The sequence below is a fragment of the Pseudomonas sp. REB1044 genome, assembly GCF_038813925.1.
GTDB classification, from domain to species: domain Bacteria; phylum Pseudomonadota; class Gammaproteobacteria; order Pseudomonadales; family Pseudomonadaceae; genus Aquipseudomonas; species Aquipseudomonas boreofloridensis.
Map to the genome: position 1 here is coordinate 665,000 of NZ_CP046139.1, position 16,278 is coordinate 681,277.

A 16,278-nucleotide genomic window follows, 5' to 3' on the forward strand; every position below is an offset into this window, starting at 1 on the left:
AGGCTTAATCGAGGCTGAACAGGATTGTAAGCATGTGTCGCTTATCGCTGAAGACGCGCAGGTGTCTACGCTTTGATTTGTTTTGGGTCAAACCCCACCCCAGCCAACGGATAAGCCCACGCGCCGTCTCCCTGAAAGCGACCACTAATCTCAGGCGCTTCCGATACCGTCCGTTACATCTTTCCTACATATTTCCCCCGCCTTCCTCTACCATCCGCCACCCGCTGCTGGGCGTACCGGAGCGGCGCAGTTATAATCAGCCGATTTCCCCTTTGCCAAGACACCGAGCCCATGACCGAGTCCGTTCTTGACTACATGACCCGCCTGGGTCGCGCCGCCCGCCAGGCCTCGCGGGTGATCGGCCGTGCCAGTACCGCGCAGAAGAACCGGGCCTTGCAGGCCGCTGCCGATGCCCTCGACGCATCCCGTGAAGTGCTGACGGCCGCCAACGAGCGTGACCTGGCCGCTGGCCGCGCCAATGGCCTGGAGCCCGCGCTGCTGGACCGTCTGGCGCTCACCCCGGCGCGCATCGACGGCATGATCACCGGTTTGCGCCAAGTGGCCGCGCTGCCCGATCCGGTGGGTGCGATTCGCGACATGAGCTACCGTCCGTCGGGCATTCAGGTCGGCAAAATGCGTGTTCCGCTCGGGGTCATCGGCATCATCTACGAGTCGCGGCCGAACGTGACCATCGATGCCGCCAGCCTGTGCCTGAAGTCTGGTAACGCCACCATCCTGCGCGGCGGCTCCGAGGCCATCCATTCCAACCGCGCCATCGCCGTCTGCATCCAGCAGGGCCTGGCCGAAGCCGGCCTGCCGCCGGCCGTGGTGCAGGTGGTCGAGACCACCGACCGCGAGGCAGTCGGTGCCCTGATCAGCATGCCCGAGTTCGTCGATGTCATCGTCCCGCGCGGCGGCCGTGGCCTGATCGAGCGCATCAGCCGTGATGCGCGGGTGCCGGTGATCAAGCACCTGGACGGCATCTGCCACGTCTACGTGGATGCCCATGCCGATCTGGAGAAAGCCGCGAACATCGCCTTCAACGCCAAGACCTACCGTTATGGCATCTGCGGCGCCATGGAAACCTTGCTGGTCGATGCCAGCGTCGCCGAGGCTTTTCTGCCGTCGATGGCGCGCCGCTTCGAAGAGAAGGGCGTGGAGTTGCGCGGCTGCGAGCGCACTTGCGCGATCATCACCGCCAAGCCGGCCAACGAAGACGACTGGCACACCGAGTACCTCGACGCGATCTTGTCCATTCGCGTGGTCGAGGGCTTGGAAGCGGCCATCGAGCACATCAACCACTACGGCTCGCACCACACCGATTCCATCGCCACGGAGCATCAGGGCAATGCCCGGCGCTTCATGGCCGAGGTGGATTCGGCCTCGGTCATGCTCAACGCGCCCACCTGCTTCGCCGACGGCTTCGAATACGGCCTGGGCGCGGAGATCGGCATTTCCACCGACAAGCTGCACGCTCGCGGCCCGGTCGGTCTCGAGGGGCTGACCTGCGAGAAGTACGTGGTGATCGGCGACGGCCAACTGCGCGGGTCGTGCTGAGTTGAGCAAGGCCACTGCAGTGCGGCGTATCGGTATCCTGGGCGGCACGTTCGACCCTGTGCACATCGGCCACCTGCGCAGCGCGCTGGAAGTGGCCGAGTTCATGGCCCTGGACGAACTGCGCCTGCTGCCCAACGCGCGCCCGCCGCACCGTGATACCCCGCAGGTGGCCGCCACCGATCGGCTGGCCATGGTGCGCGGCGCGGTGCAGGGCGTGGCGGGGTTGAGCGTCGATGCCCGCGAACTCGAACGCGACAAGCCGTCCTATACCATCGACACCCTGGAGTCGGTCCGGGCGGAGTTGAACCCGCACGATCAGCTGTACCTGGTGCTGGGCTGGGACGCCTTCTGCGGCCTGCCGGGCTGGCACCGCTGGGAAGAGTTGCTGCAACACTGTCACATCCTGGTGCTGCAGCGCCCGGATGCCGATGTCGAACCCCCCGACGAGCTGCGCAACCTGCTGGCTGCGCGCTCGCAGAGCGATCCCACCGCCATGTCCGGCCCGGCGGGAAACATTTCGTTCGTCTGGCAGACGCCGCTTGCGGTGTCCGCCACGCAGATCCGACAGCTGCTGGCCAGCGGCAAGTCGGTTCGGTTTCTGGTGCCGGACGCCGTACTGGCCTACATCGAGGCGCACGGTCTGTACCGTGTGTCCCACTGAGGGGGCCGCAGGGCACCCCATTCAACGAGTTGAACGAGTTTTATATGACCAAGCAGAAAATCAATGGCGAAGAACTGGTCGAACTGACCAAAGCCGCGCTGGAAGACGTCAAGGCCCAGGACATCCAGGTCATCGACGTGCGCGACAAACATAGCCTCACCGACTACATGATCATCGCCACCGGTACCTCCAACCGGCAGATCAACGCGATGCTGGAAAAGGTTCGCGAGGCGGTCAAGGCCAAGGGCGCCCAGCCTCTGGGCGAAGAAGGCAAGGGCGACAGCGATTGGGTGCTGCTGGACCTCAACGACGTCATCGTCCACATGATGACCGCCGCTGCTCGCCAGTTCTACGACCTGGAGCGCCTGTGGCTGGGTGCCGAACAGAGCCGCGCCGGTGACGGCAAGCACCACAGCCCGGAAAACGTACACGAGTATTCCGACAAGCTCCGGGACCGGGAATAAGCCCGCGCCATGCGTCTGCGTCTGATTGCGGTGGGTTCGCGCATGCCCAAGTGGGTGGAGGAAGGCTGGCATGAGTACGCCAAGCGCCTGCCCCAGGAGCTGTCGCTGGAGCTGGTGGAGATTGCGCTGAACACCCGCGGCAAGAACGCCGATGTCGCCCGCCTGATTCGTCAGGAGGGCGAAGCGATGCTGGCCAAGGTGCAACCGGGCGAGCGCATCGTCACCCTCGAAGTGCACGGCAAGCCGTGGAGCACCGAGCAACTGGCGGTCGAACTGGACCGCTGGCGCCTGGATTCGCGCACGGTCAACCTGATGGTGGGCGGTCCGGAAGGGCTGGCGCCGGAAGTCTGTGCCCGCGCCGAACAGCGCTGGTCGCTTTCGCCCCTGACCCTGCCGCACCCGCTGGTGCGGATACTCATCGGCGAACAGATCTATCGCGCCTGGACGGTGTTGTCCGGGCACCCCTACCACAAATGATCGCGTAAGCCTGTCCGATGCCGCAGCAGATCCGCCTCAAGGACCACGAGAAAGACGCCCGTCTGGTGCGCAACCGCGTCGTGGTCGGTGCGGTGGCCATCATGCTGCTGGTCGCCGTGCTGATCGCGCGTCTGTATTACCTGCAGATCATCCAGTACGACTATCACTCCACACTGTCGGAAAACAACCGGGTGCACGTGCAGCCGATTCCGCCGACCCGTGGGCTGATCTTCGACCGCAACGGGGTGATCGTCGCCGACAACCGGCCCAGCTTCAGCCTGACCATGACCCGCGAGCGGGCGGGGCAGTGGCAGACGGTGCTCGACACCATCATCGAAGTACTGGAGCTGACCGAGGACGACCGCGCGCTGTTCGAGAAGCGCATGAAGCAGGGGCGACGCCCGTTCGAGCCGGTGCCGATCCTCTTCGAGCTCAACGAAGACCAGATCGCCCGGGTGGCGGTGAACCAGTTCCGCCTGCCGGGCGTGGAAGTGGTGGCGCAGTTGGTGCGTCATTACCCGCAGGGTGCGCACTTCGCCCACTCGGTGGGCTATGTGGGGCGGATCAACGAGAAAGAGCTCAAGTCGCTCGACCCGGTCAACTACAGCGGCACCCACCACATCGGCAAGACCGGCATCGAGCGCTTCTACGAAGACCAGTTGCACGGTCAGGTGGGGTACGAGGAAGTCGAGACCAACGCCCGTGGCCGGGTGCTGCGGGTGCTCAAGCGCACCGATCCGATTCCGGGCAAGGACATCGTCCTGAGCCTGGACATCAAGTTGCAGGAAGCGGCCGAACAAGCCCTGGGCGGGCGTCGTGGCGCCATCGTCGCCCTCGATCCGCGCACGGGCGAAGTGCTGGCGATGGTCAGCCAGCCGAGCTTCGATCCCAACCTGTTCGTCACCGGCATCAGCTTCAAGGCCTATGCCGAGCTGCGCGATTCGATCGATCGGCCGCTGTTCAACCGCGTGCTGCGCGGACTCTACCCGCCCGGCTCGACCATCAAGCCGGCGGTGGCCATCGCGGGTCTGGACAGTGGCGTGGTCAATGCCAGCAGCCGGGTGTTCGACCCCGGCTACTATCAACTGCCCAACTACGACCACAAGTACCGCAACTGGAACCGCACCGGTGACGGCTGGGTGGACCTGGACGTGGCGATCATGCGTTCCAACGACACGTATTTCTACGATCTGGCGCACAAGATGGGCATCGACCGCCTTTCGGCTTACATGAACAAGTTCGGTATCGGCCAGAAAGTCTCGCTGGACATGTTCGAGGAGTCGCCCGGGCTGATGCCGTCGCGCGAATGGAAGCGCGCCACCCGCCGCCAGGCCTGGTTCCCGGGTGAAACGTTGATCCTCGGCATCGGCCAGGGCTATATGCAGGCCACGCCGCTGCAATTGGCCCAGGCCACCGCACTGATCGCCAACAGGGGCAAATGGAACCGGCCGCACCTGGCCAAGACCATCGAAGGTCAGCCGCCGGTGGACGACAACCCGATGGCCGACATCGTGCTGCGCGACAAGAACGACTGGGCGCGCGTCACCCATGGCATGGAGCAGGTGATGCACGGCGCCCGCGGCACCGCGCGCAAGGCCGCGCTCGGCTCGCCCTATCGCATCGCCGGCAAGAGCGGCACCGCGCAGGTGGTGGCGATCAAGCAGGGCGAGAAGTACGACCGCAACAAACTCCAGGAGCGTCACCGCGACCACGCGCTGTTCGTCGCCTTCGCCCCGGCCGAGGCCCCGAAGATCGTAGTGTCGGTGATGGTCGAGAACGGCGAGTCCGGCTCGGGTGTCGCTGCCCCCGTGGTGCGCCAGGTCATGGACGCCTGGTTGCTCGACGAGAACGGCCAGCTCAAGCCTGAGTTCGGCACCGCCACCGCCACTGTCGCCCAGGAACCGGCCCCGTGAAGAACAATTTCGATCGCATGCTCTCCAGCGAGGACGTGATGCGCAGGCGCGCCAGCTTCCTGCAGCGCATCCATATCGACGGCCCGCTGCTGCTCATCCTGCTGACCCTGGCCGCCGGCAGCCTGTTCGTCCTGTATTCGGCCAGCGGCAAGAACTGGGACCTGCTGATGAAGCAGGCCACCTCGTTCGGCATCGGGCTGGTCTCGATGTTCGTCATCGCCCAGCTCGAACCGCGCTTCATGGCGCGCTGGGTGCCCTTGGCCTATGTGGTCGGGGTGCTGCTGCTGGTGGTGGTGGACGTCATGGGGCACAACGCCATGGGCGCCACGCGCTGGATCAACATTCCCGGCGTGATTCGCTTCCAGCCCTCGGAGTTCATGAAGATCATCATGCCGGCGACCATCGCCTGGTACCTGTCCAAGCGCACCTTGCCGCCGCACCTCAAGCATGTGGCGATCAGCCTGGTGTTGATCGGCATGCCGTTCATCCTCATCGTGCGTCAGCCGGACCTTGGCACTGCGCTGCTGATTCTCGCCTCAGGCGCCTTCGTGCTGTTCATGGGCGGCCTGCGCTGGCGCTGGATCGTCAGCGTGGTGGCGGCGGCGGTGCCGGTGGCCGTGGCGATGTGGTTCTTCGTCATGCACGACTACCAGAAACAACGGGTGCTGACCTTCCTCGACCCGGAAAGCGACCCGCTGGGCACCGGCTGGAACATCATCCAGTCCAAGGCGGCGATCGGTTCGGGCGGGGTATTCGGCAAGGGCTGGCTGCTGGGCACTCAGTCGCACCTGGATTTCCTGCCGGAAAGCCACACCGACTTCATCATCGCCGTGCTCGGCGAGGAGTTCGGGCTGGTGGGTATCTGCCTGTTGCTGATCATTTATCTGCTGTTGATCGGTCGCGGCCTGGTCATCACCGCGCAGGCGCAGACCCTGTTCGGCAAGCTGCTGGCCGGCAGCCTGACCATGACATTCTTCGTTTACGTCTTCGTCAATATCGGTATGGTGAGCGGTCTGTTGCCGGTGGTGGGGGTGCCGTTGCCCTTCATCAGTTACGGCGGAACTTCGTTGGTGACGCTGCTGTCAGCGTTTGGCGTTCTGATGTCGATCCATACGCACCGAAAATGGATCGCCCAGGTTTGAATAAGGTGAACAATCACATGCAAGCAGTGCGTAGTTGGGCGGCCCGTTGTATGCCGTGGATCGGCGCGGTGGGGTTGCTCGGCGCTGTCCAGCAGGCCGATGCCGGCGATTACGACGGCTCACCCCAGGTGGCCGAGTTCGTCGGCGAGATGGCCCGCGATTACGGGTTCGCCAGCGAGCAACTGACGGCGGTGTTCCACGAGGTGCAGCGCAAGCAGGCGATCCTCGATGCGATTTCGCGGCCGGCCGAGCGGGTCAAACCGTGGAAAGACTATCGGCCGATGTTCATCAGCGATGCGCGCATCGCCCGTGGCGTGGACTTCTGGCGCCAGCACGAGGGGGTGCTGGCGCGTGCCGAGCAGGAATACGGCGTGCCGGCCCAGTACATTGTGTCGATCATCGGTGTAGAGACGTTCTTCGGCCGCAATACCGGTAATTACCGGGTGATCGATGCGCTGTCGACGCTGGGCTTCGACTACCCGCCGCGCGCCGACTTCTTCCGCAAGGAACTGCGCGAGTTCCTCCTGCTGGCCCGCGAGGAACAGCTCGATCCGCTTACCCTCAAGGGTTCCTACGCCGGGGCCATGGGCCTGCCGCAGTTCATGCCGAGCAGTTTCCGCAACTACGCGGTGGACTTCGACCACGATGGCCACATCAATATCTGGACCAACCCGGACGACGCCATCGGCAGCGTGGCCAGCTACTTCAAGCGTCACGGCTGGGTGGCCGGTGAGCCGGTGGTCAGCCGCGCCGAGGTGAGCGGGCCACGGGTCGACGAAGGGGTGACCCAGGGCATCGAACCGGTCAAGACGGTCGGGGAGTTGCGGGCGTTGGGCTGGTCGAGTCATGATGCGCTGCGCGACGATCAGCCAGTCACCGCCTTCCGACTCGAAGGCGACAACGGCCCGGAATACTGGATGGGCCTGAAGAATTTCTACGCGATCACGCGTTACAACCGCAGCGTGATGTATGCCATGGCGGTGCATCAGCTGTCGCAACAGCTGGTCCAGGCACGGGGCGTCAAGTAATGCGCGAACTGTTCAAAGCCAACACCCTCAAGCTGCTGAGCTGCGTCGCCATCGGCGTGCTGCTGGTCAGCTGTTCGTCCAGTCGTCCAACGCCCACCAAGTCGAGCGGCACGGCCGTGCGCTCGCAGCCGGGCCTGGACATCAACCGGGCGCACAAGGACGGCGCGCCGTGGTGGGACGTGGACGTCAACAAGATTCCGGACGCCACGCCGACCGTTCACACGGGCGCCTACAAGGCCAACCCCTACACCGTGCTGGGCAAGACCTACTACCCGATGCAGGACGCGCGCAGCTATCGCGCCGAGGGTACGGCGTCCTGGTACGGCACCAAGTTCCATGGCCAGAACACCGCCAACGGCGAGCTGTACGACCTGTATGGCATGAGCGCGGCGCACAAGACCCTGCCGCTGCCGGCCTACGTGCGCGTCACCAACCTGGCCAACGGTCGCAGCGTGATCCTGCGGGTCAACGACCGCGGCCCGTTCTATTCCGACCGCATCATCGACCTGTCCTACGCCGCAGCGAAAAAGCTCGGTTACGCCGAAACCGGTACCGCCCACGTGCGCGTGGAGGGTATCGACCCGCAGCAGTGGTGGGCGCAGAAGGGCCAGCGTCCACCGCTGATGCTCAAGGAACCGCAGGTCGCCCAGGCCCAGCCGGTCCCGGCCAGCACCGGCCGCGTCGAGCAGTGGACGCCTCCGCCGCAGCAGCACGCCGCGCCCGTGGTCCCGGTTCAGGTGGGCGGCAACAGCGTGCCCGGCAATCGCGGCGGTAGCTTCCTGCAGGTCGGCGCCTTCGCCAACCCGGATGCCGCCGAATTGCTGCGTTCGAAACTAAGCACCATGGTCAGCGCGCCGGTCTTCATCAGTTCCATCGTGCGCAACCAGCAGACCCTGCACCGCGTACGCCTGGGGCCGATCAGCAGCCAGGGTGAAATCCAGCAGGCCCAGGACAGCATTCGCCTGGCGAACCTGGGCCAGGCCAAGGTCGTCACGGACTGAGCCACGCGCCTGCGGCGCGTGGCCAGCGACGAGTTGAAAGCTGCAAGTTGAAAGCTGCAAGTTGAAAGCTGCAAGCTGCAAGAGGAGCTGTCCATGCGTACCGCTTGTTCTTGCAGCTTGAAGCTTGAAGCTTGCAGCTTGTAACTCACCGCTTCGAGCTTGTTCATGAATTGCCGAGGCATGCCATGTACAATGTCGGTTTTTGCCCCTTTGGGGCGGGGCTGCATGTCAGCCTGGAAATACACTGAAACGCCGCGGTCGTCCTGCGGAACATCAGACCATTAGCGATCTACGAGAGACGGATGAACATCACCAACCTTGCCAAACGCCTTTGCCTGCCCGTACTGCTGATGATCATGCCCGCTGCCTTCGCAGCCGAGCAGATGATGCCGGCACCGCCGCAACTGGCAGCCAAGTCCTACGTACTGATGGACGCGTCCAGCGGCAACGTGCTGGTCGAGAACAACGGCGACGAGCGCCTGCCGCCGGCCAGCCTGACCAAACTGATGACCGCCTACATCGCCACCCTCGACATTCGTCGCGGGCAGATCGGCGAGAACGACCCGGTAACCGTCAGCGAGAACGCCTGGCGCACCGGTGGTTCGCGCATGTTCATCAAGGTCGGTAGCCAGGTGACCGTCAGCGACCTGCTGCACGGCATCATCATCCAGTCTGGCAACGACGCCTCGGTCGCCCTGTCCGAGCACATCGCCGGCAGCGAAGACGCGTTCGCCGACATGATGAACAAGACCGCTGCCGACCTGGGCATGTCCAATTCGCACTTCATGAACCCCACCGGCCTGCCGAACCCCGAGCACTATTCGTCGGCGCACGACATGGCCCTGCTGGCGCGCGCGATCATCAACGAAGATCCGGCCCACTACGCCATCTACTCGCAGAAAGAGTTCTTCTGGAACAACATCAAGCAGCCCAACCGCAACCTGCTGCTGTGGCGTGACAAGACCGTCGACGGTCTGAAGACCGGCCACACCGAGGAGGCCGGTTACTGCATGGTGGCGTCGGCCGTACGTGATGGTCAGCGCCTGATCGCGGTGGTGTTCGGCACCAACAGCGAGCAGTCCCGCGCTGCCGAAACCCAGAAGCTGCTGACCTACGGCTTCCGCTTCTTCGAAACCCAGACCTTCTACCAGAAGGGTGTCGAGCTGAGCCAGGCCCCGGTCTGGAAAGGCGCTACCGGCCAGGTCAAGGCGGGTCTGGCCAACGACCTGACCATGACCATGCCCAAGGGCCAGCTCAAGCGTCTGCAAGCGTCGATGACCATGAATCCGCAACTGACCGCGCCTATCGCCAAGGGCGAGGTGATCGGTAAAGTGGAAGTCAAACTGGATGACAAAGTGGTGCAGACGACCGACCTGATCGCCCTTGATGGCGTCGAGGAAGGTGGTTTCTTCCGTCGTATGTGGGATAGCATCCGCCTGTTCTTCTACGGTTTGTTCAACTGATACGTGACCTGCCATGCCCCGAGCCATCACGCCGGGGGCATCGTTGTTGCCACGCCTTACGAGGGCGTTTGCGCCATGAGCGAAGCTGACGTCAAGTCGCACAAAATCGAATTTCCCTGCCAGGACTATCCGATCAAGGTGATCGGCGATACCGGTGTCGGTTTCCGTGACACTGTGATCGAGATCCTCAGCAAGCATGCAAAAGTCGACCTGAGCACCCTGGCCGAGCGCCAGAGCAAGGAAGGCAAGTACACCACCGTGCAACTGCATATCGTCGCCGAAAGCGAAGACCAGTTGCAGGACATCAACAGCGCCCTGCGTGCCACCGGCATCGTGAAAATGGTGCTGTAATGTCCGGATGCCTGGGCTTCCGCGAGCTTGGCCTGCAGCCGTACGAACCGGTACTGGAGGCCATGCGTCGCTTCACCGGACAGCGCACTGCGCAGACGCCCGATGAAGTCTGGCTGGTCGAGCACCTGCCGGTGTTCACCCAAGGCCAGGCCGGCAAGCCCGAGCACCTGATGCTGCCTGGCGACATCCCGGTGGTACAGACCGAACGCGGTGGACAGGTGACCTACCATGGCCCCGGTCAACTGGTGGCTTACCTGCTGCTGGACGTGCGTCGCCTGGGCATCGGTGTGCGCGAGCTGGTCAGTCGCATCGAAGCGAGTCTGGTCGCGCTGCTGGCCAGTTACCAGGTCACGGCGGCGGCCAAGCCTGACGCCCCCGGCGTGTACGTCGACAACGCGAAGATCGCTTCGCTGGGGCTGCGCATCCGTAACGGCTGCGCGTTCCACGGCCTGGCGCTGAACGTCGACATGGACCTGGCGCCCTTTCGCCGAATCAACCCCTGCGGGTATGCGGGTCTGGCCATGACCCAGCTGCGCGACCACGCAGGCCCGATCGAACTCGACGAGGTCAGGACGAGGCTGCGCGAACAGCTGGTCAGGCACCTCGACTACGCTGAGCAGACGACCCTCACGGGCGGAATCGACTGAATATGACTACTGTGCAAGAAGCCGTGCCGAATCTGATCGCGACGCAAGACGTCACGCCCCGCCCTGCGCCCAAGAAAGTCGAGGCCGGGGTCAAGCTGCGCGGCGCCGAAAAGGTGGCGCGCATCCCGGTGAAGATCATCCCCACCGACGAGTTGCCGAAGAAACCCGACTGGATTCGCGTGCGCATCCCGGTGTCTCCGGAAGTCGACCGCATCAAGCAACTGCTGCGCAAGCACAAGCTGCACAGCGTCTGTGAAGAGGCGTCCTGCCCGAACCTGGGCGAATGCTTCTCTGGCGGCACGGCCACCTTCATGATCATGGGTGATATCTGCACCCGTCGCTGCCCGTTCTGCGACGTCGGTCACGGTCGTCCCAAGCCGCTGGACCTGGACGAGCCGAAGAACCTGGCCGTGGCCATCGCCGACCTGCGCCTGAAGTACGTGGTGATCACCTCGGTGGACCGCGACGACCTGCGTGACGGCGGCGCCCAGCACTTCGCCGACTGCATCCGCGAGATCCGCGCCTTGTCGCCCGGCGTGCAACTCGAAACCCTGGTGCCGGACTACCGTGGTCGCATGGACGTGGCACTGGAAATCACCGCGCAGACCCCGCCGGACGTGTTCAACCACAACCTGGAAACCGTGCCGCGCCTGTACAAGGCGGCGCGTCCGGGTTCGGACTACGACTGGTCGCTGGACCTGCTGCAGAAGTTCAAGCAGATGGTGCCGCACGTGCCGACCAAATCGGGCTTGATGCTGGGCCTGGGCGAGACCGACGAAGAAGTCATCGAGGTGATGCAGCGCATGCGCGAGCACGAGATCGACATGCTCACCCTCGGCCAGTACCTGCAGCCGTCGCGCAGCCACCTGCCGGTGCAACGCTTCGTGCACCCGGACACCTTCGCCTGGTTCGCCGAGGAAGGCTACAAGATGGGCTTCAAGAATGTCGCCTCCGGCCCGCTGGTGCGCTCCTCGTACCACGCCGACCAGCAGGCCCACGAAGCCAAGATCAAGCTCTGAGTCGGGGCGGGTCGAACATGCCGATGTACGCTGCCAAGCGTCATCGGCATTTTTTTTTGCAGCAAGCAGTGAGCGTGGTGGAGGTGCAAGGTGGAGCGCGTTGGAACAGCTGCAATAGGGTTGCCTAAGGCCTTGGTGCCAGGGGCGCGGTTTGCCATCGTGGCACCGGCGGGACCGGCGCGGGTGGATGTGAGCACGGTCACGCAATGGTTCGAGCGCCGCGGATATGAGTGCCGGATCTATCCGGGGGTGTTGCAGGCGCAGGGGTATCTGGCAGGGAGCGATGAGCAGCGCCTGCGCGATCTGCACGACGCGTTTGCCGATCCGCAGATCGACGCGATTCTGTGCATGCGTGGTGGCTACGGCAGCATGCGGCTGCTTGACCGGTTGGACTTCTCGCTGATTCGCCAGCATCTGAAACCCTTGATCGGTTACAGCGATATCACTGCCTTGCACACGGCCATTGCGCGGCATGCCGGATTCATCAGCTTCCACGGCGGTATGCTCAATGCTGATCTGCTCGGGGACAAGCGCGAGCCTACGGTGAGTTCGCTGCTCGCGCAGTTGAGTGGGCAGGTGGGTTGCGGCGATGTGATCGCGCATCCGCAGGACTTCGCGTTGACCACCGTGGTGCCCGGTGCAGCCAGCGGGCGTCTGGTCGGCGGCAACCTGTCGATGCTTGGCGCGACGCTGGGCACATCGGCGCAGATCGAGACGCACGACAGCATCCTGTTCATCGAGGACGTCAACGAGCCGCTGTACCGGGTGGATCGGTTGCTCACCCAACTGCGCCTGGCGGGCAGACTGAAGGGGGTCAAGGGCGTGCTGGTGGGGGACTTCGCCGGTATTACCGTGGCGTCGTTGCAGCCGTTGTTGCGCGACATCTTCGGCCCCTTGCAGGTGCCCGTGCTGGCTGGATGGCGCAGCGGGCATTGCGACCCGAATGTGTGTCTACCGTTGGGCGCGCGCGTGCGGCTGGACAGCGACGTTCAGACGTTGACGCTGGAACAGCCGTTGTTCAGCGCCTAGCCCTTGTGGGAGCGGCACAAGGCCGCTCCCACAAGTTGGCCGGTGTAGGCTCAGACAGCTCGCACGCTCTCGTGGGAGCGGCCTCGTGTCGCGATTGGACTGCGCAGCAGTCCCGGGTTTTCAGCTTCGCCGCTCGAGCTGCGCCCTTAGCGCAGGCTCTCCAGCAGCTTGTGCGTCGGGTAACCATCGGCCGGCCAGCCCAGGCCCTGCTGAGCCGTGCGAATCGCCTTGCGGGTATTGGCGCCGATGATGCCGTCGGCGTTGCCGGCGTCGTGTCCGCGGGCGTTGAGCAGGTTCTGCAACTCGACCCGCTCGCTGCGGCTCAACGGCAGATCGTCCTTCGGCCAGGCTCCGGCGATGAAACCCCAGCCGGAGAAGCGGTCGCCCAGCAAGCTCACGGCCAGCGCATAGGACGAGGAATTGTTGTACTTGAGGATCGCGCGGAAGTTGTCCAGCACCAGGAAGGCTGGGCCGCGCGCGCCCGCTGGCAACAGGAGTGCCGCCGACAGCGAGTTGCTATCCGCAGGCAGTTGCGTGCCGGTGGGCAGCTTCACACCCAGGCTCAGCCATTCACTGACCGGCTTGCGCTGGGCGCCGTCGGCCAGCCAGTAATCGAAGCCGGCCGGTACCTGGACCTCGAAGCCCCACGGTTGCCCGCGCTTCCAGCCTGAGCTCTGCAGGTAGTGCGCAGTGGAAGCCAGGGCGTCCGGCGTGCTGTTCCAGATGTCGCGGCGACCATCGCCGTCGAAATCCACCGCATGAGTGTTGTAGGTGGTGGGGATGAACTGGGTCTGGCCCATGGCGCCGGCCCAGGAGCCGCGCATGGCTTCAGGCTGAATGTCACCGTTCTGCAGGATCTGTAGGGCCGCGATGAGCTGGTCCTGGGCGAAGGTTGGGCGACGGCCTTCGTAGGCCAGGGTGGCCAGCGAGCGGATCACCGATTTGTTGCCCTGGAACTGACCGAAGTTGCTTTCCATGCCCCACACCGCCACCAGCACCTGGCGATCGACGCCGTAGCGTTGCTCGATGCGTGAGAGCAACTCGGCATTCTGCTCCAGCAGTTTCTTGCCGTTGCGCACCCGCAGCGGCGACAGCGCGCTGTCGAGGTATTCCCAGACCGGGCGGCTGAATTCCGGCTGGCTGCGATCGGCCTTGATCACGTCCATGTCCGGCGTGACACCGAGGAATGCGCGGTCGAAGGTGGCCGCGCTGATGCCGGCTTGCAAGGCCTGCTGACGGAAGCCCGCCTGCCACTGGGCGAAGGTCTGCAGCGGCTGGATATCGCCGTTGCTGTCGGCGCTGTCGGCGCTGCTGGCCGGAAGGCTGACGTTGGCAGTGGGTTGGGCTGGAGCCAAGGGCAGGGCGTCGGCGGCGGTAGGTTTTTCCGCGCAGGCGACGAGCAGGATGAAGCTGGAAGCCGCGATCAGCTGGCGGGACTGCCAGCGCTGGGGAAGACTGAAGGACATGCACAGATCCAGTTTTGCAGTTCAGGTGCCGACCATATCATGCCTGCGGCTTTTTCAGGCGGCCAGAAAGCAAGAAGCCTCCCAATCTCTCGATTGGAAGGCTTCGCGGCGGTAGCTGCCTTTGCCCTTTTCCGGTCGTTCCTGGCGGCAGCGGAACAGGGGTTGGGCGATGATCGACTTGGCCTTGTTGGGGCCGTGCTTTTTCGGCTTTTTGCTCATGGCGGATTCCCGGTAGGTTGACGTTCGAGGGGCGACTGTACGGGGCGCTGAAGGGCAGGGCCAATTGAATCTGTTTATGGTCGCGGACCTGCGTGCGCTGCGGCGAAAGCGCGCAGCCCCGTGATCACTGCGACGGCAGGCCAATGCGCTGGCCCGCCATCAGCAGCACCAGCCGCGCCAGGCTGGTCCACGGCGAGCCCTCGGCCTGACCCTTGATCTGTGCATCGATGCGCTGGGCGTCCTGCAACAGTTGAGTCCAACGCTGCGCCGAGAGCCGCTGCAAGGCCTTGCTCACCAGTGGTCGACGCTTGTCCCACACCGGTGGCCTGGCCTGGCTGAAGGCTTTGTCCAGCGGCACGCCCTGGCTGAACTGCTGGGCCAGTCCGGCCAGCAGGCGCAGTTCGCGGGCCAAGGCCCAGAGGATGACCGGCGGTTCCACGCCCTCGCCACGCAGCCCTTCGAGCATGCGCAGGGCATGCGCCGCTTCGCCATTGAGGATGGCATCGACCAGGCCGAAGACATCGAAGCGGGCGCTGTCGGCGACAGCGGCTTGCACCGTCTCGACGGTGATCTGATTACCGTCGGCCAGCAGCTTGAGCTTCTCGATTTCCTGGGCCGCAGCCAGCAGGTTGCCTTCTACCCGCGCAGCGATCAGGTCGAGCGCATCGCGCTGCGCCGACAGGCCGGCCTGAGACAGGCGCTGGTTGATCCACTGCGGCAACTGTTGGGCGTCCACTGGCCAGATCTGGATGAACTGGCACTGTTCACCGTCGATCAGCGCCTTGCCCCACTTGGTCTTTTGCGCGCTGCCGTCGAGCTTGGGCAGGCTGACCAGCAGCAGGGTGTCCTCGGCGGGCCGGGCGCAGTACTCCATCAGCGCGGCGGCGCCTTTGTCACCGGGCTTGCCCGACGGCAGGCGCAATTCGAGCAGCCGTCGCTGGGCGAACAGGGACAGGCTGGCACCGGCCAGCAGCAGGCTGCCCCAGTCGAAATTGGCGTCGGCGCTGAACACCTGGCGTTCGTCGAAGCCCTGCTGGCGCGCGGCCGTGCGGATGGCGTCAGCGGCCTCCTGGCACAGCAGCGGATCGTCGCCGCTGACCACGTAGACCGGCGCCAGCGTGCCTTGCAGGTGCTTGTTGAGTTGGGCGGGAGAAAGCTTCATGGCGGGGCAGGGGCACCGCAGGTGCCCCATTGAGCCTCAGTTGGCCGGGACTTCCATCGGCGATTGCTGGGGCGTGTTGTCCTGCACACGCTGGGCTTCGCGCAACGCTTCGGCTTCGGCGCGGGCGCGCTCGTCGGCTTTTTGCTGGAGGTCGGCCAGTTGTGCCGGGGTGAGCTGCTGCAGGCGAACCATCATGCCCTGGACCAGTTCGCGGCGCAGTTCCTTGCGGATCTGACCGGATTCTTGGGTGGAGCCGGCGATGTTGTTGCCGTCGTAGACGTAGTCCTTGCGCACTTCCAGTTTGTCTTCCAGCAGCACGGTGTCGTTATGACCCTGCACCACGTAGTTGAGCACGGTGGTCAGCTCGTATTCCGCCGAGCGGCTACCGCCGGTGTAGGTGGCGGCGCGCTGGGATTCCTGCTCGCTGGTCAGCACCAGCTTGTAGGGTGCCCCGCTGTAGACCTTGACGCCGCTGCTCTGCAGCGACTGGCGCAGTTGTTTGACGGTGTCGCCGTAAGCGTTGCGCGCACCCAGGTCCAGCTCCTTGAAAGCCAGTTCGTTGGTGCCGGTACCGCGCAGCTGGAAACCGCAGGCGCCCAGCGCAGCGGCCAGGCCAATTACCAGCAGATTGCGTTTGATCATGGTGTAGCTCCCTTTTGGGCCTGTTGCGCCCGCCCCG

17 protein-coding genes are annotated in these 16,278 nt (G+C 64.5%); 13 read left to right on the forward strand and 4 right to left on the reverse strand.

The genetic code is table 11. From position 1 onward, the window contains the following. The first annotated feature begins 291 nt into the window (after positions 1-291). The 13 genes from GKC70_RS03065 (at position 292) to GKC70_RS03125 (ending at position 12,752) form a co-directional block, all read left to right on the forward strand. Entirely contained in the window at positions 292-1,557 is a 1,266-nt protein-coding gene (locus tag GKC70_RS03065; RefSeq protein WP_342650396.1) for a glutamate-5-semialdehyde dehydrogenase, read from the forward strand. A gap of 1 nt (position 1,558) precedes the next feature. Further along, positions 1,559-2,218 carry a nicotinate-nucleotide adenylyltransferase gene (nadD, locus tag GKC70_RS03070; RefSeq protein ID WP_342650397.1) on the forward strand — a complete coding sequence of 220 codons (660 nt, stop codon included), beginning with the start codon at positions 1,559-1,561 and terminating at the stop codon, positions 2,216-2,218. 44 nt (positions 2,219-2,262) lie between these two features. Then, a complete protein-coding gene (gene rsfS / locus GKC70_RS03075; protein ID WP_029611933.1) occupies positions 2,263-2,682 on the forward strand; it encodes a ribosome silencing factor in 420 nt (139 codons plus the stop codon). Between the two features lie 9 nt (positions 2,683-2,691). Continuing rightward, on the forward strand, positions 2,692-3,159 hold the full coding sequence (gene rlmH, locus GKC70_RS03080) for a 23S rRNA (pseudouridine(1915)-N(3))-methyltransferase RlmH (protein ID WP_039580612.1): 468 nt from the start codon (positions 2,692-2,694) through the stop codon (positions 3,157-3,159). 17 nt (positions 3,160-3,176) lie between these two features. After that, positions 3,177-5,072 (forward strand): penicillin-binding protein 2, encoded by a 1,896-nt coding sequence (gene mrdA, locus GKC70_RS03085; RefSeq protein ID WP_342650398.1) that lies wholly within the window; start codon positions 3,177-3,179, stop codon positions 5,070-5,072. A gap of 38 nt (positions 5,073-5,110) precedes the next feature. Continuing rightward, on the forward strand, positions 5,111-6,214 hold the full coding sequence (gene rodA / locus GKC70_RS03090; protein WP_052192236.1) for a rod shape-determining protein RodA: 1,104 nt from the start codon (positions 5,111-5,113) through the stop codon (positions 6,212-6,214). A 17-nt stretch (positions 6,215-6,231) separates the two neighbouring features. Continuing rightward, positions 6,232-7,242, forward strand: a complete 1,011-nt coding sequence (gene mltB / locus GKC70_RS03095; RefSeq protein ID WP_342650399.1) for a lytic murein transglycosylase B — start codon at positions 6,232-6,234, stop codon at positions 7,240-7,242. Further along, a complete protein-coding gene (locus GKC70_RS03100; RefSeq protein WP_342650400.1) occupies positions 7,242-8,243 on the forward strand; it encodes a septal ring lytic transglycosylase RlpA family protein in 1,002 nt (333 codons plus the stop codon). The genes mltB and GKC70_RS03100 overlap by 1 nt, the downstream gene beginning before the upstream one ends. 302 nt (positions 8,244-8,545) lie before the next feature. Further along, positions 8,546-9,706 carry a D-alanyl-D-alanine carboxypeptidase family protein gene (locus GKC70_RS03105; protein WP_039580607.1) on the forward strand — a complete coding sequence of 387 codons (1,161 nt, stop codon included), beginning with the start codon at positions 8,546-8,548 and terminating at the stop codon, positions 9,704-9,706. A 75-nt stretch (positions 9,707-9,781) separates the two neighbouring features. Then, entirely contained in the window at positions 9,782-10,057 is a 276-nt protein-coding gene (locus GKC70_RS03110; protein WP_029611929.1) for a DUF493 domain-containing protein, read from the forward strand. Next, positions 10,057-10,704 (forward strand): lipoyl(octanoyl) transferase LipB, encoded by a 648-nt coding sequence (gene lipB / locus GKC70_RS03115; protein ID WP_342650401.1) that lies wholly within the window; start codon positions 10,057-10,059, stop codon positions 10,702-10,704. Before GKC70_RS03110 ends, lipB begins: the two co-directional genes overlap by 1 nt. Before the next feature lie 2 nt (positions 10,705-10,706). Next, positions 10,707-11,723 (forward strand): lipoyl synthase, encoded by a 1,017-nt coding sequence (gene lipA, locus GKC70_RS03120; RefSeq protein ID WP_039580601.1) that lies wholly within the window; start codon positions 10,707-10,709, stop codon positions 11,721-11,723. Positions 11,724-11,843: 120 nt separating this feature from the next. Beyond that, a complete protein-coding gene (locus tag GKC70_RS03125; protein WP_342650402.1) occupies positions 11,844-12,752 on the forward strand; it encodes an LD-carboxypeptidase in 909 nt (302 codons plus the stop codon). Between the two features lie 146 nt (positions 12,753-12,898). Here GKC70_RS03125 and GKC70_RS03130 read toward each other — a convergent pair whose 3' ends face one another. The 4 genes from GKC70_RS03130 to lptE all read right to left on the reverse strand — a co-directional run bounded on the left by GKC70_RS03130 (position 12,899) and on the right by lptE (position 16,241). Then, positions 12,899-14,218: a lytic murein transglycosylase gene (locus tag GKC70_RS03130; protein ID WP_342650403.1), complete on the reverse strand. Its 1,320-nt coding sequence runs from the start codon at positions 14,216-14,218 to the stop codon at positions 12,899-12,901. A gap of 54 nt (positions 14,219-14,272) precedes the next feature. After that, on the reverse strand, positions 14,273-14,437 hold the full coding sequence (arfA, locus tag GKC70_RS03135; RefSeq protein ID WP_039580593.1) for an alternative ribosome rescue factor ArfA: 165 nt from the start codon (positions 14,435-14,437) through the stop codon (positions 14,273-14,275). Between the two features lie 124 nt (positions 14,438-14,561). Continuing rightward, the gene (gene holA, locus GKC70_RS03140) at positions 14,562-15,599 is read right to left on the reverse strand and encodes a DNA polymerase III subunit delta (protein ID WP_342650404.1); all 1,038 of its coding nucleotides are present in this window, start codon (positions 15,597-15,599) and stop codon (positions 14,562-14,564) included. A gap of 36 nt (positions 15,600-15,635) precedes the next feature. Further along, complete coding sequence (lptE, locus tag GKC70_RS03145; RefSeq protein ID WP_342650405.1) at positions 15,636-16,241, reverse strand: LPS assembly lipoprotein LptE; 606 nt, start codon at positions 16,239-16,241, stop codon at positions 15,636-15,638. Positions 16,242-16,278 lie beyond the last annotated feature (37 nt).